Raw genomic sequence first — 22,714 nt, forward strand, 5'->3', positions numbered from 1 at the left:
CGGCTTGCACGTCCAGATAACTCACCTCAAATCCCTGACGCTCCAGCTCACGGCAGGTATCGAGCACAGCCTTGTGCTCGGTCTTGACCGTGATGATGTGTTTGCCCTTGGACTTGTAGAAATTGGCCGCGCCTTTGAGGGCAAGGTTGTTCGACTCGGTGGCGCCGCTGGTCCAGACGATTTCACGCGGGTCAGCGCCAATCAGCGCCGCGATTTGCTCACGCGCCTTCTCGACGGCCGCTTCAGCCTCCCAGCCCCAGGCGTGGCTGCGGGACGCCGGGTTGCCGAAATGCTCACGCAACCATGGAATCATGGCGTCTACCACCCGTGGGTCACACGGGTTCGTGGCGCTGTAGTCCATGTAAATCGGGAAGTGTGGGGTTTCCATGTGGCTAGCTCTTCAAATTCACAGGCTGGCTGGCAGCATTTAAAAAAACACGCTCTCAGGCTTGCGCCTATCAAATCCAATCAGGATTTGGAGAACGCATTGCCCAGTGCAAACACCGAATTAGGCGCATTGACGCGAACGGGCTTGGGGATGGGCGAGGTAAAAATAGCTTTCTTGACCATGGGCGTGTTTTCCACAACGACACCCTTGGCCAACTGGTCATCCACCAGCTTTTGCAGGCTTACGGAATCGAGAAACTCAACCATGCGGCTGTTCAGCGAGGCCCACAGCTCGTGCGTCATGCAACGGCCGGCATCGCCGAGACAGTTTTCCTTGCCACCACACTGGGTGGAATCGATGGGCTCGTCCACCGAAACAATAATGTCGGCAACCGTGATTTCAGAAGCCTTGCGACCCAGGGTGTAACCGCCGCCAGGACCCCGGGTGGACTCCACCAGCTCGTGACGGCGCAATTTGCCGAACAGCTGCTCGAGATAAGACAGGGAAATTTGCTGGCGCTGACTGATCGCAGCCAGGGTAACGGGACCATTGTTCTGGCGCAGGGCCAAGTCAATCATCGCAGTGACCGCAAAGCGGCCTTTGGTCGTGAGGCGCATTTTCAAGCTCCTTAAAAAGTTGGCTTGACTGTCGTTTGGCTCACCCTGAAAAGCTTGTGGCTCACAGGGACTCTTTCTCCACCCGCCCCGGCCGGTCGGCCTTGCTGGTACTCAGTCTTGCTATTTTTTCGCTTGATCTTGACTGTTTTCGTCAAGTATAACTGAAATCCGGTTTTCGGGCGGGCCGGGGGCATGCCGCGAAGCCCCGGAGCGCGACGGCCCGGCGGTCTTCAGCTCTGGGGCGCTGCCTGGATGTTGTCGACCCCTGGCGCACCAAACGCCTGCGCCTTGAGCGCATGCAACTGATCGCGGACCCGGGCCGCTTTTTCAAACTCCAGATTTTTGGCGTGCTCAATCATTTGTTTTTCCAGGCGCTTGATTTCCCGGGCGATGTCTTTCTCGCTCATGTCCTCTACAAGCGCTTTCTGGATCTCCAGTTTTTCCGCTTCCTTGCCCGATTTTTCACTGTAAACGCCGTCAATCAGGTCCTTGATGCGTTTGACGATGCTGCGCGGGGTGATGCCGTGCTCCAGGTTGAAGGCGATCTGCTTGTTGCGGCGGCGCTCGGTTTCGTCCATGGCTTTTTTCATGGAGTCCGTGATCCTGTCGGCATACAAAATCGCGCGTCCATTGAGGTTCCGCGCGGCCCGGCCTATGGTCTGGATCAGGCTGCGCTCGGAGCGCAGAAAGCCCTCCTTGTCGGCGTCAAGAATCGCCACCAGGCTCACCTCGGGGATGTCCAGCCCCTCCCTCAGCAAGTTGATGCCGACCAGCACATCAAAAGTGCCCAGGCGGAGATCGCGCAGGATTTCCACGCGTTCGACGGTGTCCACATCGCTGTGCAGATAACGCACCTTGACACCGTTATCCGTTAAATAGTCGGTCAGCTGCTCGGCCATGCGTTTGGTCAGGGTGGTGATCAGCACACGTTCACTCTTGTCCACGCGGATACGAATTTCCTGCAACACGTCATCAACCTGATGGGTTGCGGGGCGTACCTCCACTTCGGGGTCCACCAGCCCGGTGGGCCGAACCAACTGCTCCACCACCTGACCAGCGTGCTCCTGCTCGTAAGCAGCCGGTGTGGCTGATACAAACACGGCCTGACGCATCTTGGATTCAAACTCTTCAAACTTCAGCGGACGGTTGTCCAGCGCACTCGGCAAACGAAAACCGTATTCCACCAGCGTGGTCTTGCGCGCGCGGTCGCCGTTGTACATGGCGCTCAGTTGGCCAATCATGACGTGGCTCTCATCAAGAAACATCAAGGCGTCCTTGGGCAGGTAGTCGCACAGTGTTGACGGCGGCGAGCCGGGAGGCGCACCACTCAAATGGCGGGTGTAGTTTTCAATGCCCTTGCAATGACCGATTTCGGTCAGCATCTCCAGATCAAACCGGGTGCGTTGTTCAATCCGCTGGGCTTCAACCAGCTTGCCCTCACTCACAAACTGCTTGACGCGCTCCGACAATTCCAGCTTGATGGTTTCCACGGCAGTCATGACCTTGTCGCGCGGCGTCACGTAATGACTCTTGGGGTACACCACAAAACGCGGGACTTTCTGCCGAATGCGTCCGGTCAGTGGGTCAAATAACTGAAGCGACTCGATCTCGTCGTCAAAGAGTTCTATGCGAATCGCCAGCTCAGAATGTTCTGCGGGAAACACATCGATCACTTCGCCACGGACCCTGAAAGTGCCGCGTGCAAAGTCCTGGTCGTTGCGCGCGTACTGCATGCGAATCAGGCGAGAAATCACATCGCGTTGATTCATCTTGTCTCCACTGCGCGCGATAAAACGCATCTGCGTGTAATCTTCCGGCGCGCCAATACCGTAGATCGCGCTAACCGTGCCTACGATGATGGTGTCGCGCCGCTCCAGAACGCTTTTGGTGGCCGAGAGGCGCATCTGCTCGATGTGCTCGTTGATGGCCGAGTCTTTTTCAATGAAAAGGTCGCGCTGGGGAACGTAGGCCTCGGGCTGGTAGTAGTCGTAGTAGCTCACGAAGTATTCCACTGCGTTCTTCGGGAAGAACTCACGGAACTCGCTGTACAACTGCGCGGCAAGCGTCTTGTTGGGCGCAAACACAATGGCCGGCCGGCCCATGCGCGCAATCACGTTGGCCATGGTGTAGGTCTTGCCTGAGCCGGTCACGCCCAGAAGGGTCTGAAAAACTTCGCCATCGTTAAGCCCTTCAACCAGCTGATTGATCGCCACCGGTTGATCGCCAGCCGGTGGGTAAGGCATGAAAAGCTCAAACGGCGAATCAGGGAAACGCACAAACTCCCCTGCGGCAGAGGGGGCAGGGGTGTCGGGCATGACTTCAATCAGTTCTGGCATATAAAACTCAATCCTGGCCCGTTAAAATCGGGGCAACCAAACAGAATACGACATTTGGGCGGCACGCGGCTCCATAGGCGGCGGATCTCCCGAATGTTTGCGTAACACCCGCGTTACACCCGGTCAGCAAGGCCGGAAAAACAATAACCACCCTTCTACTAGAGGATTTACATGTCGCTTTTTACCGCCGTCGAGATGGCTCCCCGTGATCCCATATTGGGTCTGAACGAGCAATTCAACGCCGACACCAACCCGGCCAAGGTCAATCTTGGCGTTGGCGTGTATTACGACGACAAAGGCAAGCTGCCACTGTTGCAGTGCGTGCAGGTCGCGGAGAAGGCCATGATGGAGTCACCCAAACCCCGTGGCTACCTGCCCATGGACGGTGTGGCTGCCTATGACGCAGCCGTCAAGGGCCTGGTGTTTGGCGCCGACAGCGAGCCCGTCAAAAGCGGCCGCGTGGCGACCGCCCAGGGCATTGGCGGAACCGGCGGCCTGAAGATTGGGGCCGACTTCCTGAAAAAGCTGACTCCCAACGCCAAGGTGCTGATCAGCGATCCAAGCTGGGAAAACCACCGCGCGCTTTTCATGCAAGCCGGTTTCCCGGTTGAAAGCTACCCCTACTACGACGCGGCCAAGCGTGGCGTCAATTTCGAAGGCATGCTGGCCGCCCTGAACAGCGCAGCCGAGGGCACCATCGTTGTCCTGCACGCCTGCTGCCACAACCCCACAGGTTATGACATCACTGCGGCGCAGTGGGATCAGGTCGTCGCCGCGGTCAAGGCCCGCAAGTTGACACCCTTTCTGGACATGGCTTACCAGGGCTTCGGCCACGGCATCAAGGAAGACGGAGCCGTCATTGGCAAGTTTGTCGAGGCCGGCTTGTCCTTCTTCGTATCGACCTCTTTCTCCAAAAGCTTCAGCCTGTACGGCGAACGCGTGGGTGCCTTGTCGGTCCTGTGCGAGAGCAAGGAAGAAGCAGACCGCGTGTTGTCGCAAATGAAGGTGGTGATCCGTACCAACTACAGCAACCCGCAAATCCACGGCGCAACGGTCGTTGCCAATGTGCTGAACAACCCAGAGCTGCGTGCCCTGTGGGAAAAAGAACTCGGCGAAATGCGGGTGCGTATCAAGGCCATGCGCCAGAAGCTGGTGGACGGCCTGAAAGAAGCTGGCGTGAAGGAAGACATGAGCTTCATCACCACGCAAATCGGCATGTTCAGCTACTCGGGCCTGTCCAAAGATCAGATGGTGCGCCTGCGCAACGAGTTCGGTGTGTACGGCACCGACACCGGCCGCATGTGCGTGGCTGCGCTCAACAGCCAGAACATTGGCCACGTCTGCGCTTCCATCGCCAAAGTTCTCTAAAAAACGGGCATTTCATCGGCGAGAGTGACGAAATCGGCACTTCGCCCTTGAAGGATGGTCATACTTTGCTATTCTATTTATAGCAAAGAGTCCTCATCCTGGTCTGCCACCGCGGCAACGGGGTCGTAGAAAAAACGCTCCTCCACAATTTTCTCGCCCTGCCAGCGCTGGTGGGACAACTCGTCGATGCGCATGGTTTTGCCTGAAAGGCGGGTGAACTCAAATACCCAGTGGATCACCACAAAGTCGCCGTCGACCAGCCAGGAATCAACAGGCAGGGTTCGCATGGCGCTGCAGGCTGCGATGACGGCGCGTTCATAAGCGAGCAGCACATCCCGGCCGCGGCGCGGCGGCTCGCTGTTTTCCTGCATGGTGGCGTCTGGCGCATAAAACTGTTCAATCGCTTCGACATATTTGCCTTGTTCAACAAGCGCGATGAAGTCCTGAACGGTCTGACGGCTGGGCATGAATACTCCTTCGATTCGGCCCAGCTTAACCCCAAACCACCGAGCGCATGGAGATGGCGCCCATCTGAAAACTCGTGTTGAAAAAGTGCGGCTGCTCGCCCGCCTCCACCGCGCCGGCGGCGTATAGCAATGGCAGGTAATGCTCGTGCGTCGGGTGCGCCATCTTTGCCAACTGGCCCAGCTTCTGGAAGTTCTGCAGCGCATCCAGATTGCCCTGCTGGATGTAGCCGCCTGTGGTCTGGTCAAACTCCAGCGCCCAGTCAAAGGCCTGGTTGCCTGCGGCGCCGCGCTGCATCTCGCGCAGGTTGTGCACGATGTTGCCGCTACCCACGATCAGCACGCCGCGCTCACGCAAGGCTTTGAGCTGCTGGGCCAGCGCGTAGTGGTCGGATGGTGGACGGCTGTAGTCCATGCTCAGCTGGACAACTGGTATGTCGGCCTCGGGAAACATGGGTTTCAGCACTGCCCAACTGCCGTGGTCCAGCCCCCACTCCATATCCAGGCCCAGGGGCGCAGAGGCGCGCTGACGCACCACCTGGCTGATGCCACGTGCGGCGCCAGGCGCGCCAGGCGCCGGGTATTGCTGGTCAAACAGCTCCTGCGGGAAGCCGCCAAAATCGTGGATGGTTTTGGGCATGTCCATGGCCGTCAGCCACCAGCCCTCCGTGAGCCAGTGGGCCGAGATGCACAAGATCAGCTGCGGCGGCGGGTACTTGCCCCCAAATTGCGTGCCCAGCGCCTGCCAGCTGCGCCGGTATTCGTTGTCACCAATCGCGTTCATGGGACTGCCGTGGCCGAGAAACATGACCGGCATGCGGTCAGTTTTCTCCAGCGAGCTCAGAAGGTCTGGTGTAACGGCGCGGCTTGTGTCGATCATGAACTTTCCTCTTACAGGGGTTTGATTAGACAGGAGGAGAAGATTGGCAGCTGTCGACACATTGGGTAAAAGCAAGAGGCCGCCCCGCCCGCAGCAGTCAAGCTTTCACGAAACTTGCAAACCGGGCAAAAAGCGGACGCCTGTATTGGTGTTTGCCCTCCAGAAAATAATATGCACACCTGTTATTATTTGCTGCACTGCAACATATCCGTGTCACAAAAGGTTAAGCCATGCTGTATCAAGTCTATGAAACCCAGCGGTCCCTGATGGAGCCGTTTGTCGATTTTGCCCAGGCAGCCGCCAAGCTTTACAACAACCCTCAGTCCCCTTTCAGTCAAAATCCACTCGCACAGCGCGTTGCAGCGGGCTACAGCCTGATTTACCGTCTCGGCAAGGACTACGAAAAGCCAAATTTCGACATCACCACCGTGGATGTTGACGGAATCAACATCGCCATCCATGAACGCGTGGAGCTGGACAAGCCTTTTTGCGAGCTGCGCCGCTTCAAGCGCTTTACCGATGATCCGGCCACGCTGACCAAGCTCAAGGGCGAACCTGCTGTTCTCATCGTTGCGCCGCTGTCTGGCCACTACGCCACCCTGCTGCGCGACACGGTCAAGACCATGCTCAAGGACCACAAGGTCTACATCACCGACTGGAAAAACGCCCGCCTGGTGCCACTGTCAGACGGCTCGTTCAATCTGGACGACTACGTCAACTACGTGCAGGAGTTCATTCGCCACCTGCAGGGTATCTATGGAAATTGCCATGTCATCAGTGTTTGTCAGCCGACAGTACCAGTGCTGGCAGCCGTGTCGCTGATGGCCAGCCGCAAGGAATTGACGCCCCTGAGCATGACCATGATGGGCGGCCCGATTGATGCACGCAAATCGCCGACGTCCGTCAACAACCTTGCCATGAACAAGAGCTTTGAGTGGTTTGAAAACAATGTGATTTACCGGGTGCCCAGCAACTTCCCGGGTGCTGGCCGCCGGGTGTACCCCGGCTTTTTGCAGCACACCGGTTTTGTGGCCATGAACCCCGACCGCCATGCCAACAGCCACTATGACTTTTTCAAAGACCTGATCAAGGGCGACGACGTTAGCACCGAGGCACACCGCAAGTTTTACGACGAGTACAACGCCGTGCTGGACATGGACGCTGAATACTACCTGGACACCATCAAGACTGTTTTTCAGGAATTCAAGCTGGTCAACGGCACATGGGACGTGCGCTCCACCAGTGGCAAGATGGAACGAGTGCGCCCGGAAGACATCAAGACCACGGCGCATTTCACCATCGAGGGCGAGCTGGACGACATCTCCGGCTCTGGCCAGACCCAGGCCGCGCATGGCCTTTGCTACAACGTGCCCAAGGCTCGTCAGAAGCACCTGGAAGTCAAGGGCGCCGGTCACTACGGCATCTTCAGCGGCCGCCGCTGGCGCGACATCGTGTATCCGCAAGTCAAGGCGTTTATCGCCGCTCACCATCCGGATTCACTACAGGCAGCCGTTGCTGCCAGCAACTCGCGCCTGGCTCCCAAGAAGGCCGTACAGAAGGCTGTAAAGAAGGCCCCAACAAAGGCTGCAAAGCCCAAGTGAACGGGCTGCCCGGCCGCATTCACGCGGCCCTGCCCCAAACCCAGTGCACGCGCTGCGGTTACCCCGATTGCGCGGCCTATGCGCAGGCCATTGCGGGTGGCGACGCGGACATCAACCAGTGCCCGCCTGGCGGCGCTGAAGGCGTCGCACGGCTCGCCAGCGTCACAGGCCTGCCGCCACAGCCTTTGAATCCTGCCAACGGCCTTGAGGGTCCGCGCGCGGTGGCCATCATTGACGAAGCCTGGTGCATTGGTTGCACCCTGTGTCTGGACGCCTGCCCGACCGACGCCATCGTGGGCAGCAACAAGCTCATGCACACGGTGATGGAGCCCCATTGCACCGGTTGCGAACTCTGTATTCCGGTTTGCCCTGTCGACTGCATCAGTCTTGAAAACGTTACCGGCGACCGCACCGGGTGGAGCGCGTGGTCAACGGATCAGGCTGACGAAGCTTTGGCACGCTATGAAATTCATAGCGATAGACGCAGGAACAACCTGGGCAAAGTGCCAAAAACGCTTGAAGAATCGCCGCCAGAGCCAACAACCGATGAAATGCAGGACAAAAAGCGCAGTGTGATCGAGGCCGCCCTCGCCCGCGCGCGCGACAAGCGCAACTGAGGCAAGCGCTAACCCAGCGCGTCGTTCACCGAATCGCGGAATTCGGCCAGACTGAAGGCATTGTCGATTTCGCGCGGCAAGGCGTCGCGCGCAGAAAAAACGCCCAGGATTTTCCCGTCCCCTGCCACCACCGGCAAATGCCGGAAGCCGCGCTCCAGCATGATGACCACCGCGTCTGACACGGTCATCTCCGGCGGTACGCAGCGCGGGTTATGCGTCATCACGTCCGACACAGGCGTTTTTTCGGCGTTCAGCGCTCTGGCCAGAACCCGGGTCATCAGGTCGCGCTCAGTCAGTATGCCCAGCATGGCGCCCCCCGCATCAATGATGAGGACGCTGCCGCAGCCGGCCTTGGTCATGACGCAGGCCGCCTCCCAGACACTGGCCTGCGGCGCCAGGCTGACCAGATGCCGGCGTGGGGTCGATTGAAAGACTGTACGTTCGGCCATGGTCGCCTCCTGTTGTCTCACGAAAAAATTCAGCGCAGGGATGCGTTCAGCTTGTCCAGGGTTTTGGAGCCCGGGCACAGTTGACCGGCACCCATACTGTTCAGTGGCGTCTCGCTGGTGTTCAGCGCCACATGCATGTCGGTAACCAGTGGATCAAGGTAAAGCAAGCCGGTCACCACTTCACCACGCGCCTGATGGGTATTCATGTAATTCAGCGCGGTATACCTGTTGGTAGGGTCGTAGTCGGCGTGCAGCTTGCGCAGGCGCAAACTGACGCCGTCGTGCTGCTGCACTTCAATCACTTCGCCGGGCTCATAGACGGCAGTGATTTCGTCACGCGGACTGATGAAGTCAATGCGGCTGACCGCCTCGTTGTGCTCACGCACGTAGTCATAACTTTTGGTGCTTCCGGCATGGTTGTTAAAAGCCACGCAGGGACTGATAACGTCAACAAACGCCGCACCGCCGTGCCCGATGGCGCCCTTGATCAGCGGCACCAGTTGCGCCTTGTCGCCTGAAAAGCTGCGCGCCACATAGGTTGCGCCCAACTGCAGCGCCATAGCCACCAAGTCGAGCGAGCTGTCACTGTTGACCACGCCCTTCTTGCTTTTGGATCCCTGGTCGGCTGTGGCGGAAAACTGGCCCTTGGTCAGCCCGTACACACCGTTGTTCTCGACGATGTAGACCATGTTGACACCGCGCCGCATCGCATGGGCAAACTGACCCAGACCAATCGATGCCGAGTCGCCGTCGCCCGACACACCCAGGTACAGCAGATCACGGTTGGCGAGGTTGGCACCGGTCAAGACCGAGGGCATGCGGCCATGGACCGTGTTAAAGCCATGCGAGGCACCCAGAAAATAGTCCGGCGTCTTGGAGCTGCAGCCTATGCCCGACAGCTTGGCAACACGGTGCGGCGCGATGTCCAGCTCCCAGCAGGCCTGAATGATGGCGGCGGAGATCGAGTCATGCCCGCAGCCGGCGCACAGGGTCGAAATTTTCCCTTCGTAGTCGCGCCGGGTGTAGCCGACCTTGTTGACGGTCAGCGATGGATGATGAAGCCTGGGTTTGGCGAGATAAGTCATAACGCCTGCTCCTTGACCTTGGCTTGTGGCGCGGCTGCCTGAACCTGCTGCGTGATGGCCCGGGTGATAAACCGGGCCGTGATGGGCGTACCGTCGAAGTGCAAAACCCGAACCAGTTGCGCCGGGTTCACATCCAGCTCGTTGACCAGCAGGTTGTGCATTTGAGCATCGCGGTTTTGCTCGACCACAAACACCTTGTCATGCGCAGCGATGAATTCCTTCACGCTGGCCGGAAACGGAAAGGCCCGCAGACGCATGGCATCCAGATAGATACCCGCCTCGGTCAACACATCAAGCGCCTCGTTCATGGCCGGGCTGGTGGAACCGAAATAAATCACACCCAGCGGCGTCTTTTCCACTGCGGGGCGCAGCACCGGTTGCGGCACCAGCGTGGCCGCCGTTGCAAACTTTTTCAGCAGCCGTTCGACGTTGTAGATGTAGTCCGGCCCGCGCTCCGAATACTGCGCATAGGCATTACGCGTGGTGCCCCGGGTGAAATAGCTGCCCTTGTTCGGATGTGTGCCGGGCAAGGTTCGCCAGGGGATACCGTCACCATCGACATCCTTGTAGCGGCCAAAGTCCTTGCCAGCCTCCAGATCTTCAGCGCTCATGACCTTGCCGCGGTCATAACTGCGGCTGTCATCCCACTGAAACGGTTTGCACAGGCGCTGGTTCATGCCGATGTCCAGGTCGGTCATGACAAATATGGGTGTTTGCAAGCGTTCTGCCAGGTCCAGCGCAGCAGCGCAGTGTTCAAAACACTCATGCGGATCTTCGGGAAACAGCATCACGTGTTTGGTGTCGCCGTGCGACGCGTAGGCGCAGGAGATCAGGTCAGCCTGCTGGGTGCGCGTGGGCATGCCCGTCGATGGCCCGCCGCGTTGCACGTTGATGATGGTGGCCGGGATCTCGGCGAAGTAGGCCAGGCCTATGAACTCGGTCATCAGCGACACGCCGGGACCGGAGGTGGCTGTGAAGGCACGCGCGCCATTCCACCCCGCCCCCACCACCATGCCGATGGAAGCAATTTCGTCTTCTGCCTGAACGATGGCGTAGTTGTGCTTGCCCGTCGTCGGGTCTACCCGAAACTTTGAGCAGTAAGACTGAAAGGCCTCCGCCACCGACGATGAGGGCGTGATCGGGTACCAGGCGGCGACGGTGGCCCCGCCATACACGCAGCCCAGCGCCGCTGCGCTGTTGCCATCCACAAAAATCCTGTCGCCCACCTGGTCGCTGCGCTGGACCCGAATGCCCAGCGGCGCCTGCAAATGTTCTTTTGCAAAATCCCGCCCTAGGTGCAGCGCCTGCACATTGGAAGCCAGCAGCTTTTCCTTGCCTTTGTACTGTTCGCCAAACAGTTTTTCCAGAACCTCGGGCTCTATCTCCAGCAACACCGACAGCGCGCCTACATAAACGATGTTCTTGAACAACTGGCGCTGACGCGGGTCGCTGTACACAGCATTGCAAATCTCGGTCAACGGCATGCCGATGACGTGGATGTCATCCCGAAATTTCGAAGACGGCAAGGGCCGCGTGCTGTCGTAAAAGAGATAACCGCCCGGCTCCAGCTCGGCCAGATCGGCGTCCCAAGTTTGCGGGTTCATCGCCACCATCATGTCGATGCCGCCGCGCCGACCCTGGTAGCCTTTACCACTGACACGGGCCTCATACCAAGTGGGCAGGCCCTGGATGTTGCTGGGGAAGATATTGCGCGGGCTGACCGGCACTCCCATGCGCAATATGGCCTTGGCAAACAGCTCGTTGGCCGAGGCCGAGCCCGAACCATTGACGTTGGCGAACTTGATGACAAAGTCGTTGACCGCTTCGATTCTTGCTTTCATGCAGCCGCCCTCCCGCCCATCCGTTCGGGCTGAGCCTGTCGAAGCCCTTCGACAGGCTCAGGGTGAGCGGGTTTATCGCGGGACCCTGACCCTGCCTGCGTTGTGTTCAGCAAGAATTTCTGCATGTCCCAGGCCCCGGTGGGGCAACGCTCGGCACACAGCCCGCAATGCAGGCAAACATCTTCATCTTTCACCATCACCCTGCCGGTTTTAAGCTTACCCGAAACATAGAGGTCTTGCGCCAGGTTCAGCGCCGGAGCTTTCAAACGCGTGCGCAGCTCGGCCTCATCTCCGTTGGCGGTAAAGGTGATGCAGTCCATGGGACAGATATCCACACAGGCATCACACTCAATACAAGCTGGCTCTGCAAATACCGTCTGCACATCGCAGTTCAGGCACCGGCCCGCTTCCTTGAAGGCTGTGGCGGCATCAAAACCAAGCTCCACCTCGACCCGGATGTTGGCCAGCGCCACCTCAGCCTTGGCCCAGGGAACTTTGAAACGCGGATCGTTGGAGGTGTCGTTGTCGTAACTCCACTCATGAATGCCCATCTTGGTGGACATCAGGTTGGTCATGGGGTCGGGACGCCGGGCGACGTCTTCGCCATTGAGAAAGCGGTCAATCGACACCGCTGCCTCGTGGCCATGCGCCACAGCGGTGATGATGTTCTTCGGTCCAAAAGCCGAGTCGCCACCAAAAAACACGCGGGGCACGGTGGACTGAAAGCTCACCTTGTCCAGCACCGGCAGGCCCCACTCGTCAAACTGGATGCCGCTGTCACGTTCTATCCAGGGGAAGGCGTTTTCCTGGCCCACTGCAATCAGCACCGCATCACATTCGACCAGCACGTTCGGCTGGCCGGTCGGCACCAGCTTGCGCTTGCCTTTCGCGTCATACACCGCTTCAACCACCTCAAACAGCATGCCGGTGAGCTTGCCGTTGGTGTGTTCAAAAGACTTGGGGACATGAAAGTTGATGATGGGAATGCCTTCGTGCTGGGCATCTTCTTTTTCCCAGGGCGACGCTTTCATCTCATCAAAACCGCTGCGCACAATCACCTTCACATCCGTGCCGCCCAGGCGCCGTGCCGAGCGGCAGCAGTCCATCGCGGTGTTGCCGCCACCCAGAACAATGACGCGCTTGCCGATGCTGGTGATGTGACCGAAGGACACCGAGGCCAGCCAGTCGATACCGATATGGATGTTCTCGGTGATCTCCTTGCGGCCCGGCAGTTCAAGATCGCGTCCGCGCGGAGCGCCGCAGCCGACAAAAACCGCGTCATACCCACCGCCGGTTTCGTCGGCAAGCAGACCTTTCATCGACTCGATACGCTGACCACTTTCGAACTGCACGCCCAAGTCCAGGATGTAGCCGGTTTCTTCGTCAATCACAGACTCCGGCAAGCGAAAACGCGGAATCTGGGTGCGGATGAAACCACCGGCCTTGGCCTCGCCGTCAAAAACCGTCACCTCATAGCCCAGCGGCGCCAGGTCGCGCGCCACCGTCAGCGATGCCGGACCGGCACCTATGCAGGCGATGCGCTTTCCGTTTTTGGGCGACAGCTTGGGCATGCGCTGGCTGACGTCAGTTTTCATATCCGCCGCGACCCGCTTGAGGCGGCAAATGGCGACCGGTTCTGGTTGCTCGTTGCCGCCCTCTTCCACCCGCGTGCGCCGGCAAGCCGGTTCGCAGGGCCTGTCGCAGGTGCGGCCCAGAATGCCGGGAAAGACGTTGGACACCCAGTTGACCATGTAGGCATCGCTGTAGCGACCCTGGCCAATCAGGCGTATGTATTCAGGTACGGGAGTGTGGGCCGGGCAAGCCCACTGGCAATCGACGACTTTGTGGAAGCACGACGGCTTGGCTACGTTGGTTGGCTGCAAGTGCGGTCTCCTTGCCCCCTGCTGCACCGCACGGGCGGCCAAGAGGCCCGACCAGTTTACGCCCCGCCCGCCGCCAAGCGCTCTCGGGTGAATCCCTCAGTGTTGCGCCTGCAACCGTGCAAAGGCAGTGATCACCTCGGTCGGTGCCTGCACCAATTCAATCAACACGCCCTCTCCGGCGATCGGGAACTCCTCATTGGCCTTGGGATGCAGAAAGCAGATGTCAAAGCCCGCCGCCCCGCGCCTAACGCCGCCCGGTGCAAAGCGCACGCCCCTGGCACTCAGCCATTCAACGGCCGCCGGCAAGTCGTCAATCCACAGACCCACGTGGTTCAGTGGGGTGGTGTGCACGGCCGGCTTTTTTTCAACATCCAGGGGTTGCATCAAATCGACCTCGACCTTGAACGGGCCGCTACCGATGGCGCAGATATCTTCGTCCACGTTCTCGCGCTCACTGACGAAATTGCCGGTCACTTCCAGGCCCAGCATCTCGACCCAGAGTTTTTGCAGGCGGGTCTTATCGGTACCGCCTATAGCGATTTGCTGGATGCCCAGGACTTTAAAGGGACGCATCATATGATTCCTCACAAACGCACGGGAGTTCTTTTCAAGCCGGGGCCGCGGAACCGGCTTTGCCGGGCCGCAGGCGCAGCGGCCCCCTCGGGGGGCAGGGAGCTACGCGAAGCGAGCGACCGTGGGGGCCACATCAAACAAACTCCACAATCGGCTGGTCCACGGTGAGTGATTCGCCTTTGGCCGCCAGCACCTTGCCAACCACGCCATCTGCTGCTGCAAACAGCACGTTTTCCATCTTCATGGCCTCAATCACCGCAACACGTTCCCCGGCCTGCACTTTCTGGCCCACCTGTACGGCAACGTCTACCAGCAAGCCCGGCATGGGGGACAGGACATAGCGGCTCATGTCCGGGGGTGCCTTGTAAGGCATCAGGGCGTGCAGCTCGGCCGCACGCGGCGTCAACACGAGTGCGTCCAGACGTGTGCCGTTGTGCGCGATACGAATTGCCAGGGGATTCTTGCCCACACCCCGCTCCACCTGGGCCGCAAATGGCTGCCCATTGACCGTTCCCCGTATGCGCGCCCCGCCGAGGTGCCAACTGCTACAAATTTCATAGCTGCTTTCGCCCGTATCTACTCGGCTGGAGCCTGATTGGGCTTGATAGTCCCGAACGGTCACCGGGTGCGCGGTGTTTTTCCCGCCAGCGCCCAGGTTAATGACGGTAAAAGCCTCACCCACCGTCACGCCATGTCCCGGCAACTGGCCGCTGATCCCCGCGGCGCGGCCCAACATGCGGCGGTTGACGTACGCCGCCAGTGCCACCAAAAAGCCCGGGTCGTCATGAGGCACGTCTTCAGCATGAAAGCCCTGGCTGTAGTTCTCCGCAATAAACCCCGTGTTGAAATCCCCGGACACAAACTTGGGGTGCGCAAGCAATGCGGCCTGAAAGGGAATGTTGCTGGAAATACCACGGATCACAAATCCATTGAGCGCCTCGCGCATTTTGGCAATCGCGTCCAGCCGGTCTTTGCCATGCACGATCAGCTTGGCGATCATGGAGTCATAAAACATTGGGATCTCGCCGCCATCCTGCACGCCAGTGTCGACGCGCACGCCCATCGGTTGGGAGGTGTCTGCCGCAAACATGGTCTGCTTGGGTGGCTGAAAGCGCACCAGTCTGCCCGTGCTGGGCAAGAAGCTGCGAAACGGGTCTTCAGCATTGATGCGGCACTCCATCGCCCAGCCATTGCGCTGCACATCCTTTTGCGCAAGAGCCAGCTTTTCACCGGCTGCCACGCGGATCATCAGCTCCACCAGGTCCAGCCCGGTGATGCACTCGGTCACCGGGTGCTCCACCTGCAGACGGGTGTTCATCTCCAGAAAGTAAAAGCTTTGGTCCTTGCCGACCACAAACTCCACCGTGCCGGCGCTCTCGTATTTCACGGCTTTGGCCAGCGCCACGGCCTGCTCGCCCATGGCCTTGCGCGTCGCATCGCTGATGAAGGGTGACGGCGCTTCTTCAATCACTTTCTGATGGCGCCGCTGGATGGAGCATTCGCGCTCATTAAGATAAATCACGTTGCCGTGGCTGTCGCCCATGAGCTGGATTTCGATGTGGCGCGGTTCTTCGACAAACTTTTCAATGAACACGCGGTCATCACCGAAGCTGTTGCGCGCCTCGTTGCGGCAACTGGTGAAACCTTCGAGCGCTTCCTTGTCGTTGAAAGCCACACGCAGGCCCTTGCCGCCGCCGCCAGCCGAAGCCTTGATCATCACCGGGTAACCAATGCCCTTGGCAATCTCGACAGCCTTCTCGGCCGTTTCAATTGCGTCGTTAACGCCCGGAATGCAGTTGACCCCCGCCGCACCGGCCAGCTTTTTCGATTCAATCTTGTCGCCCATGGCGGCAATCGAATAATGCTTGGGGCCGATGAACACAATGCCCTCTTCCTCGACCCGCTTGGCAAAACCGGCGTTCTCGCTGAGGAAGCCATAACCGGGATGCACCGCCTGCGCGCCGGTCTGTTTGCAGGCGGCAATGATTTTGTCGGCCTGCAAATAGCTGTCGCGGCTGGGGGCAGGGCCGATGTTGACGGCTTCGTCCGCCAGCTCAACATGGCGCGCATCCTTGTCGGCGTCGGAGTACACCGCAACAGTTTTGATGCCCATCTTGCGGGCCGTCAGGATGACGCGGCAGGCGATTTCACCCCGATTTGCAATCAGTATCTTTTCAAACATCAGTCTTCTCCATCACAGGGGTTGCGGCTTGCCGCGAAATTCTTTCCAGCAAGATCTCTGCGTAACGCGCCGAGTTCTCCAGATCGGGGAAATGCCCGCATTCGTCGAATGTTATGAGCTCGGCATGCGGAACGATCTCCAGCACGGAGCGGGGGTCGGTCACCCGATGCGACCGGTCCTTACCTCCCCAGATGACCGTACACGGCACCATGACACCGTCGAGCGCAGTGACGGATTCCCTGAGCAGGCCCTGCACCACCCCAGCCAGACTGAAACAGGCGCCGCAGCGCAAAGCGTTCAAACCAAGGTCGTGAAAAATCGATGCGTCAGTACCCCGGGGCAGCGCCACGCGGTACCAGCTGGCGGCTGCACGCGTGCGCAGCAACCAACCCAGCCATTGACCAAGCACAGGAATCTTGAGCGGTGCGGGAACCACGCGCGCTGTCCAGGCATGCATGGCCTGAAGTGACGGAGTTTGCGACAGCACAAGGCCAGAGATTTTGTCGGGCGCCAGCCGCGCCGCGCGCAGAGCATAAAACCCGTTGGCACAACTAAAGGCGAGCGTGGCCCGGGGGATGTTCAGGTGATCAAGCACTTCCAGAACAGCCTGCGCACCTTGGTCCAGCGAATGGGTATAAGACGTAGCTGGAAGTGAAAAGCCAAAACCCGGCATGTCAAAACACACCACCCGACATGACGAAGACAGCCGCCGAATCAAACCGTCGTAATGCTCAACCACATTGGGGCCGTCCGGCACAAACACCACCACCGGCCCGGAGCCAGCGGTATCGGTGACTCGCAACCCGCCCAGCGCAGTGCGGACTTCTTGAAAGGCGGGAGCGACGCTCACTTGCCGGGCACCAGCCAGCGCCCGCGCAGCGAGCCAATGGTCCAGGCGTGCGCTCAGCATTTGGGTAGCCATGTTGGTTTGCTCAACATCTTGTCATGCCGGACTTGATCCGGCATCCAGGCTGTTTGTGTGGTTGGCAATGTGTAGTCATCGGAAGATGGATTGCGGATCGAGTCCGCAATGACAGATCAAAGCGGAATATTTCCGTGCTTGCGCCAAGGGTTTTCAAGCTTTTTATCCTTGAGCATCACCAGCGAGCGGCAAATACGTTTGCGCGTTTCATGTGGCAGGATCACGTCGTCAATAAAGCCACGCGCACCGGCGACAAAAGGATTCGCAAAACGCGCCTTGTACTCCGCCTCTTTCGCGGCGAGCTTGACCGGGTCGCCCTTGTCTTCTCGGAAGATGATCTCGACCGCGCCCTTGGCGCCCATCACGGCGATCTCTGCATTGGGCCAGGCGAAATTGACGTCGCCACGCAGATGCTTGGAAGCCATCACGTCGTAAGCCCCGCCATAAGCTTTGCGCGTGATCACGGTGATTTTTGGCACGGTGCATTCGGCATACGCATACAGCAGCTTGGCACCGTGTTTGATGATGCCGCCGTACTCCTGGCTGGTGCCGGGCATGAAACCGGGCACATCGACAAAGGTGATCACCGGGATATTGAAGGCGTCACAAAAGCGCACAAAACGCGCAGCCTTGATGCTGCTCTTGATGTCCAGGCAACCAGCCAGCACCAGGGGTTGGTTGGCGACGATGCCCACCGTCTGCCCCTCCATCCGGGCAAAACCAATGATGATGTTTTTGGCGTACTCGGGCTGGATCTCGAAAAAGTCGCCATCGTCCACCGTCTTGGCGATCAGCTCCTTCATGTCGTAGGGTTTGTTGGGGTTCTCCGGCACCAGAGTGTCCAGACTCAGGTCCATGCGGCCGGCGGGGTCGGCGCTGGGACGGATGGGCGCTTTCTCGCGGTTGTTCAACGGCAGGTAGTTATAGAGCCGGCGCAGCATCAGCAGGGCCTCCACATCGTTTTCAAAGGCCAGGTCGGCCACGCCGCTGCGCGTCGTGTGGGTAGTAGCGCCGCCAAGCTCTTCTGCCGTCACTTCCTCATGCGTCACTGTCTTCACCACTTCGGGCCCCGTGACAAACATGTACGAACTGTCCTTGACCATGAAGATGAAGTCGGTCATGGCCGGCGAATACACGGCACCGCCGGCGCAGGGGCCCATCACCATGCTGATCTGCGGCACCACGCCCGAGGCCATGACATTGCGCTGGAATACATCGGCATAACCGCCCAGCGAGGCCACACCTTCCTGGATCCGCGCGCCGCCTGAATCATTGAGACCGATGACAGGCGCACCAACCTTCATGGCCTGGTCCATCACCTTGCAGATTTTCTCCGCATGCGCCTCGCTGAGCGCACCGCCGAAGACGGTGAAGTCCTGGCTGAAGACAAACACCAGGCGGCCGTTGATCATGCCGTAGCCGGTGACCACACCATCACCGGGCGGACGGTTGTCCTGCATGCCGAAGTCAGTGCAGCGGTGTTCTACAAACATGTCCCACTCTTCGAACGTGCCTTCGTCGAGAAGCAACTCGAGCCGCTCGCGTGCTGTCAGCTTGCCTTTCGCATGTTGGGCGGCAATGCGCTTTTCACCACCGCCCAGACGGGCCGCTGCGCGCTTTTTTTCCAGTTGTTCAAGAATGTCTTGCATGGTTTGTTTCTCTCTCAATTGCTATTATTTATGTAGCAGCCTTTTCCCGCAGTGATTGGGCAGAAAGCAGATTTCGTGCTGCAACAGACGCTGGCAGCCGGCCGCTGGTCACCTGCGCCATCATGTCCGGCAGCAAAGCGCTGACGCCAGGATCGTGCTTGAAGGCATGCTTTAAACCGGCGTCAATCCGCTCCCACATCCACGCCAGCGACTGCTGCTGACGACGCGCCGCCAGCTTGCCGTTGGCAGTCTGGCTCTTCTGGAACTGTTTCACTGCCGCCCAAAAACTATCCACACCTTTGTTGTGCAGCGCACTCAGCTGGATCACCTGCGGATGCCACTGCTTGTCAAAGTCCGCTGCCTGTGCACTGCCCATGGCGTTGTTGACCAAACCAAACAGGCGCATCGCTGACGAGATTTGAGCCTGTGCCCGCATGGCGGCATCGGCATCAATATCGGCTTTGTTGATGATGACCATATCGGCCAGCTCCATCACGCCCTTTTTGATGGCCTGCAAATCATCACCCGCGTTGGGAAGCTGCATCAGCACAAACATGTCGGTCATGTTGGCCACGGCGGTCTCAGACTGGCCCACGCCCACGGTCTCAACAATCACCACGTCGTAGCCGGCAGCTTCGCAAACCAGCATGGCTTCACGCGTTTTTTCGGCCACACCGCCCAGCGTGCCGCTTGATGGGCTGGGCCGGATGTAGGCCCGCTCGTGAACGGACAGTTGCTCCATGCGTGTCTTGTCTCCCAGGATGGATCCGCCCGAGACGGTGGATGACGGATCTATCGTCAGCACAGCCACGCGGTGGCCTTGCGCAATAAGGTAAAGGCCGAGCACTTCGATGAAGGTGGACTTGCCAACACCGGGCACACCGCTGATGCCCAGGCGAAAGGCTTTGCCAGTGTGGGAGAGCAGAGCGGTCAGCAACTCGTCGGCCTGCGCGTGGTGGTCGGCGCGGGTGGACTCCAGCAGCGTGATGGCTTTGGCGATGGCGCGGCGCTGCACGGTGGCGTCACCGTTAAGAATCCTGTCGATAAGGTTGGCATCAGCAGTCGTCCCCACCCGTTCGGGCTGAGCCTGTCGAAGCCTTTCCTCGCTCTGAGACCCTTCGACAAGCTCAGGGCGAACGGGTTTCACTTTGGATTTGGCGAGTTCCTGGATGCGATTCCAGTCCCCGGCGATCAATGCCTCCTTCTTCGCCCGCGACCAACCCTTGATCTGCTGCTCAAAAGCAATCGCCCCCTCACGAGTTTCAAACTCGCCTTGCCAGACAGGTTCAACAGGCTTACGGGTCGATGTATAGCCGATCTCGCCTGCGTAATGCTGCTGCATGCGGGCGTCGAGGTCGTCCGTCTGGCCGCCATAGTACGAGCCGTCGGCGCAACGCAGTAGATAAACGAAGAAGGGTTTCACGTAATTACGCAGAAAAGGCTTCGACAAAGCTCAGCCCGAACGGGGATGGAGGTCGCCTGAGCCGCTGCCGGCCCCGTTCGCCCTGAGCCTGTCGAAGGGCTTGTCTCACTTACCCGGGGGGCATAGATGCGCGAAAAGGCTTCGACAGGCTCAGCCCGAACGGTAGTTGGGCAGGTGCGGGACAGGCAGTGATTCACTTCAGCGCAGCCCTGATCTGCTCCAGCACATCCTTGGCGGAAGCTGGAATCGGCGTACCGGGCCCGTAAATGCCCTTAACACCCGCCTCGTAAAGCATCTCGTAGTCCTGCCGCGGAATCACCCCGCCGACAAACACAATGATGCCCTCGCCGCCCTGTTTCTTGAGCTCGGCAATGATGGCGGGAACCAGCGTCTTGTGGCCGGCTGCCAGGGTGCTGACGCCCACCGCGTGCACGTCGTTTTCAATCGCCTGACGCGCGCACTCTTCCGGCGTCTGGAACAGCGGGCCCATGTCGACGTCAAAGCCGAGGTCGGCAAAGGCCGTGGCCACCACCTTCGCGCCGCGGTCGTGGCCGTCCTGGCCCAGCTTGGAGATCATCACGCGTGGCCGGCGACCCTGCTCTTCGGCAAACGCGTTGATTTCGGTTTTCAGGTTTTCCCAGCCCTCGGCCGAGTCATAAGCGGCAGCGTACACACCGGTCACCTTTTGTGTATCGGCGCGGTGGCGCCCGTAAACTTTTTCCAGCGCATCGCTCACCTCGCCCACGGTGGCGCGCAGGCGGACAGCCTTGATGCACAGGTCCAGAAGATTGCCATTGTTATTTTCAGCGGCTCCCGTCAACGCGTCCAGCGCTGCCCGAACCGCCGCCCCATCGCGTTTGGCGCGAATGGCTTTCAGGCGGGCGATCTGCCCCTCGCGCACCGCCACGTTGTCGATGTCGCGGGTTTCAATCGCGTCTTCGGTCTTGAGTTTGTACTTGTTGACGCCAACGATGACGTCCTTACCGCTGTCGATGCGGGCCTGCTTTTCTGCAGCGGCCGCTTCGATCTTGAGTTTGGCCCAGCCGCTGTCCACGGCCTTGGTCATGCCGCCCATGGCGTCCACCTCGGCAATGATGGCCCAGGCTGCGTCGGCCATGTCCTGGGTGAGCGTTTCCATCATGTAGCTGCCGGCCCAAGGGTCGATCACATGGGGGATGTGGGTTTCTTCCTGAATGATGAGCTGGGTGTTGCGAGCGATACGCGAGGAGAACTCTGTGGGCAACGCAATCGCTTCGTCAAAGCTGTTGGTGTGCAGGCTCTGCGTGCCGCCGAAGACGGCGGCCATGGCCTCGATGGTGGTGCGCACCACGTTGTTGTACGGGTCCTGCTCGGTCAGGCTCCAGCCGCTGGTCTGGCAATGGGTGCGCAGCATCAGGCTTTTCGGGCTCTTTGCGTTGAACTCTTTCATGATGCGGCACCAGAGCAGGCGCGCGGCCCGCATCTTGGACACCTCGAGGTAGAAGTTCATGCCAATCGCCCAGAAAAAGCTCAGGCGGCCGGCAAAACCGTCGACGTCCAGACCCTTGGCAATGGCGGTTTTCACATACTCTTTTCCGTCGGCCAAGGTAAAGGCCAGCTCCAGCGCCTGATTGGCCCCGGCTTCCTGCATGTGATAACCCGAGATGCTGATCGAGTTGAACTTGGGCATGTGTTTTGCCGTGTATTCAATGATGTCGCCAATGATGCGGATGCTGGGCTCGGGCGGATAGATATAGGTGTTGCGCACCATGAACTCTTTAAGGATGTCGTTCTGGATGGTGCCGCTCAACTGGTCCTGCCCCACACCCTGCTCTTCAGCGGCCACCACGTAACCCGCCAGCACCGGCAGCACCGCACCGTTCATGGTCATGGACACCGACACCTTGTCCAGCGGGATCTGGTCGAACAGGATCTTCATGTCTTCAACGCTGTCAATCGCCACGCCGGCCTTGCCGACATCACCCGTCACGCGGGGATGGTCAGAGTCATAGCCGCGATGGGTGGCCAGGTCAAACGCCACCGACACGCCCTGCCCGCCGGCGGCCAAAGCCTTGCGGTAAAACGCATTCGATTCCTCAGCTGTGGAGAAACCCGCGTATTGGCGTATGGTCCACGGCCGCACCGCATACATGGTGGCCTGCGGGCCGCGAATAAAGGGCTCAAATCCCGGCAAGGTGTTGGTGTGTGGCAGGTCCTTGACGTCTTCTGCGGTGTACAGCGGCTTGACGGTGATGCCGTCCGGCGTCTGCCAGTTCAGGGCGTTGACATCTCCGCCAGGCGCTGATTTGGCAGCGGCTTTGGCCCATGCGTTCAAGCTGGCAGAAGCGAATTCATCGGCAGCGGGTTTGTTGGGGGTGCTCATGCAGGTATATCACTCAGGTTTGCAAACGTCCGGGTCGGGAGAGTTTACATCATTTATAATTATTGATACAAAAT

18 protein-coding genes and 1 pseudogene are annotated in these 22,714 nt (G+C 59.4%); 3 read left to right on the forward strand and 16 right to left on the reverse strand.

Translation table 11 applies throughout. The annotated features are described in order from the left end of the window. From VE934_RS11805 to uvrB, 3 genes are all read right to left on the reverse strand, one after another. Window positions 1–388, reverse strand: a 388-nt coding sequence (locus VE934_RS11805) for an aminotransferase class V-fold PLP-dependent enzyme (RefSeq protein ID WP_324887679.1), incomplete at its 3' end; no start/stop codon positions are given. 80 nt (window positions 389–468) lie between these two features. Further along, entirely contained in the window at window positions 469–1,005 is a 537-nt protein-coding gene (iscR, locus tag VE934_RS11810) for a Fe-S cluster assembly transcriptional regulator IscR (RefSeq protein WP_324887681.1), read from the reverse strand. A gap of 230 nt (window positions 1,006–1,235) precedes the next feature. Then, window positions 1,236–3,341: an excinuclease ABC subunit UvrB gene (gene uvrB, locus VE934_RS11815; protein WP_324887683.1), complete on the reverse strand. Its 2,106-nt coding sequence runs from the start codon at window positions 3,339–3,341 to the stop codon at window positions 1,236–1,238. A 171-nt stretch (window positions 3,342–3,512) separates the two neighbouring features. Here uvrB and VE934_RS11820 point away from each other — a divergent pair, with 171 nt between their 5' ends. Next, the gene (locus VE934_RS11820) at window positions 3,513–4,709 is read left to right on the forward strand and encodes an amino acid aminotransferase (RefSeq protein ID WP_324887685.1); all 1,197 of its coding nucleotides are present in this window, start codon (window positions 3,513–3,515) and stop codon (window positions 4,707–4,709) included. A 77-nt stretch (window positions 4,710–4,786) separates the two neighbouring features. On the opposite strand, the gene VE934_RS11825 is transcribed toward VE934_RS11820, so the two are convergent. Both VE934_RS11825 and ygiD read right to left on the reverse strand, forming a co-directional pair. Beyond that, window positions 4,787–5,176 (reverse strand): nuclear transport factor 2 family protein, encoded by a 390-nt coding sequence (locus VE934_RS11825; protein WP_324887687.1) that lies wholly within the window; start codon window positions 5,174–5,176, stop codon window positions 4,787–4,789. A 25-nt stretch (window positions 5,177–5,201) separates the two neighbouring features. Beyond that, window positions 5,202–6,053: a 4,5-DOPA dioxygenase extradiol gene (gene ygiD, locus VE934_RS11830; protein ID WP_324887689.1), complete on the reverse strand. Its 852-nt coding sequence runs from the start codon at window positions 6,051–6,053 to the stop codon at window positions 5,202–5,204. A gap of 230 nt (window positions 6,054–6,283) precedes the next feature. On the opposite strand from ygiD, the gene VE934_RS11835 reads away from it, so the two are divergent. Next, window positions 6,284–7,654 (forward strand): polyhydroxyalkanoate depolymerase, encoded by a 1,371-nt coding sequence (locus VE934_RS11835; RefSeq protein ID WP_324887691.1) that lies wholly within the window; start codon window positions 6,284–6,286, stop codon window positions 7,652–7,654. Continuing rightward, window positions 7,651–8,271, forward strand: a complete 621-nt coding sequence (locus tag VE934_RS11840) for an electron transport complex subunit RsxB (protein ID WP_324887693.1) — start codon at window positions 7,651–7,653, stop codon at window positions 8,269–8,271. The genes VE934_RS11835 and VE934_RS11840 overlap by 4 nt, the downstream gene beginning before the upstream one ends. Window positions 8,272–8,279: 8 nt before the next feature. On the opposite strand, the gene VE934_RS11845 is transcribed toward VE934_RS11840, so the two are convergent. The 11 genes and pseudogenes from VE934_RS11845 to scpA all read right to left on the reverse strand — a co-directional run bounded on the left by VE934_RS11845 (window position 8,280) and on the right by scpA (window position 22,640). After that, window positions 8,280–8,720, reverse strand: a complete 441-nt coding sequence (locus VE934_RS11845; protein ID WP_324887695.1) for a cyclic nucleotide-binding/CBS domain-containing protein — start codon at window positions 8,718–8,720, stop codon at window positions 8,280–8,282. Between the two features lie 29 nt (window positions 8,721–8,749). Next, entirely contained in the window at window positions 8,750–9,805 is a 1,056-nt protein-coding gene (locus VE934_RS11850; RefSeq protein ID WP_324887696.1) for a 2-oxoacid:ferredoxin oxidoreductase subunit beta, read from the reverse strand. Beyond that, window positions 9,802–11,646 carry a 2-oxoacid:acceptor oxidoreductase subunit alpha gene (locus VE934_RS11855; RefSeq protein ID WP_324887698.1) on the reverse strand — a complete coding sequence of 615 codons (1,845 nt, stop codon included), beginning with the start codon at window positions 11,644–11,646 and terminating at the stop codon, window positions 9,802–9,804. Before VE934_RS11855 ends, VE934_RS11850 begins: the two co-directional genes overlap by 4 nt. Continuing rightward, window positions 11,643–13,529, reverse strand: a complete 1,887-nt coding sequence (locus tag VE934_RS11860) for an FAD-dependent oxidoreductase (RefSeq protein ID WP_324887700.1) — start codon at window positions 13,527–13,529, stop codon at window positions 11,643–11,645. Before VE934_RS11860 ends, VE934_RS11855 begins: the two co-directional genes overlap by 4 nt. Window positions 13,530–13,625: 96 nt before the next feature. Next, entirely contained in the window at window positions 13,626–14,105 is a 480-nt protein-coding gene (locus VE934_RS11865) for a VOC family protein (protein WP_324887702.1), read from the reverse strand. Window positions 14,106–14,235: 130 nt separating this feature from the next. Continuing rightward, window positions 14,236–16,284: an acetyl/propionyl/methylcrotonyl-CoA carboxylase subunit alpha gene (locus tag VE934_RS11870; RefSeq protein ID WP_324887704.1), complete on the reverse strand. Its 2,049-nt coding sequence runs from the start codon at window positions 16,282–16,284 to the stop codon at window positions 14,236–14,238. Further along, entirely contained in the window at window positions 16,277–17,206 is a 930-nt protein-coding gene (locus VE934_RS11875) for an alpha/beta hydrolase (RefSeq protein ID WP_324887706.1), read from the reverse strand. Before VE934_RS11875 ends, VE934_RS11870 begins: the two co-directional genes overlap by 8 nt. 116 nt (window positions 17,207–17,322) lie before the next feature. Beyond that, window positions 17,323–18,855, reverse strand: a complete 1,533-nt coding sequence (locus tag VE934_RS11880; RefSeq protein ID WP_324887708.1) for an acyl-CoA carboxylase subunit beta — start codon at window positions 18,853–18,855, stop codon at window positions 17,323–17,325. 28 nt (window positions 18,856–18,883) lie between these two features. Then, the gene (gene meaB / locus VE934_RS11885; RefSeq protein ID WP_324887928.1) at window positions 18,884–19,900 is read right to left on the reverse strand and encodes a methylmalonyl Co-A mutase-associated GTPase MeaB; all 1,017 of its coding nucleotides are present in this window, start codon (window positions 19,898–19,900) and stop codon (window positions 18,884–18,886) included. 168 nt (window positions 19,901–20,068) lie between these two features. Beyond that, window positions 20,069–20,278, reverse strand: a pseudogene (locus tag VE934_RS11890) (GIY-YIG nuclease family protein); the annotation flags it as partial. Window positions 20,279–20,471: 193 nt separating this feature from the next. Continuing rightward, window positions 20,472–22,640, reverse strand: coding sequence for a methylmalonyl-CoA mutase (scpA, locus tag VE934_RS11895; RefSeq protein WP_324887710.1), 2,169 nt, complete (start codon window positions 22,638–22,640; stop codon window positions 20,472–20,474). Between the last annotated feature and the right edge of the window lie 74 nt (window positions 22,641–22,714).

Origin of the sequence: Polaromonas sp., assembly GCF_035638815.1 — a bacterium.
Taxonomy (GTDB): Bacteria; Pseudomonadota; Gammaproteobacteria; order Burkholderiales; family Burkholderiaceae_C; genus Polaromonas.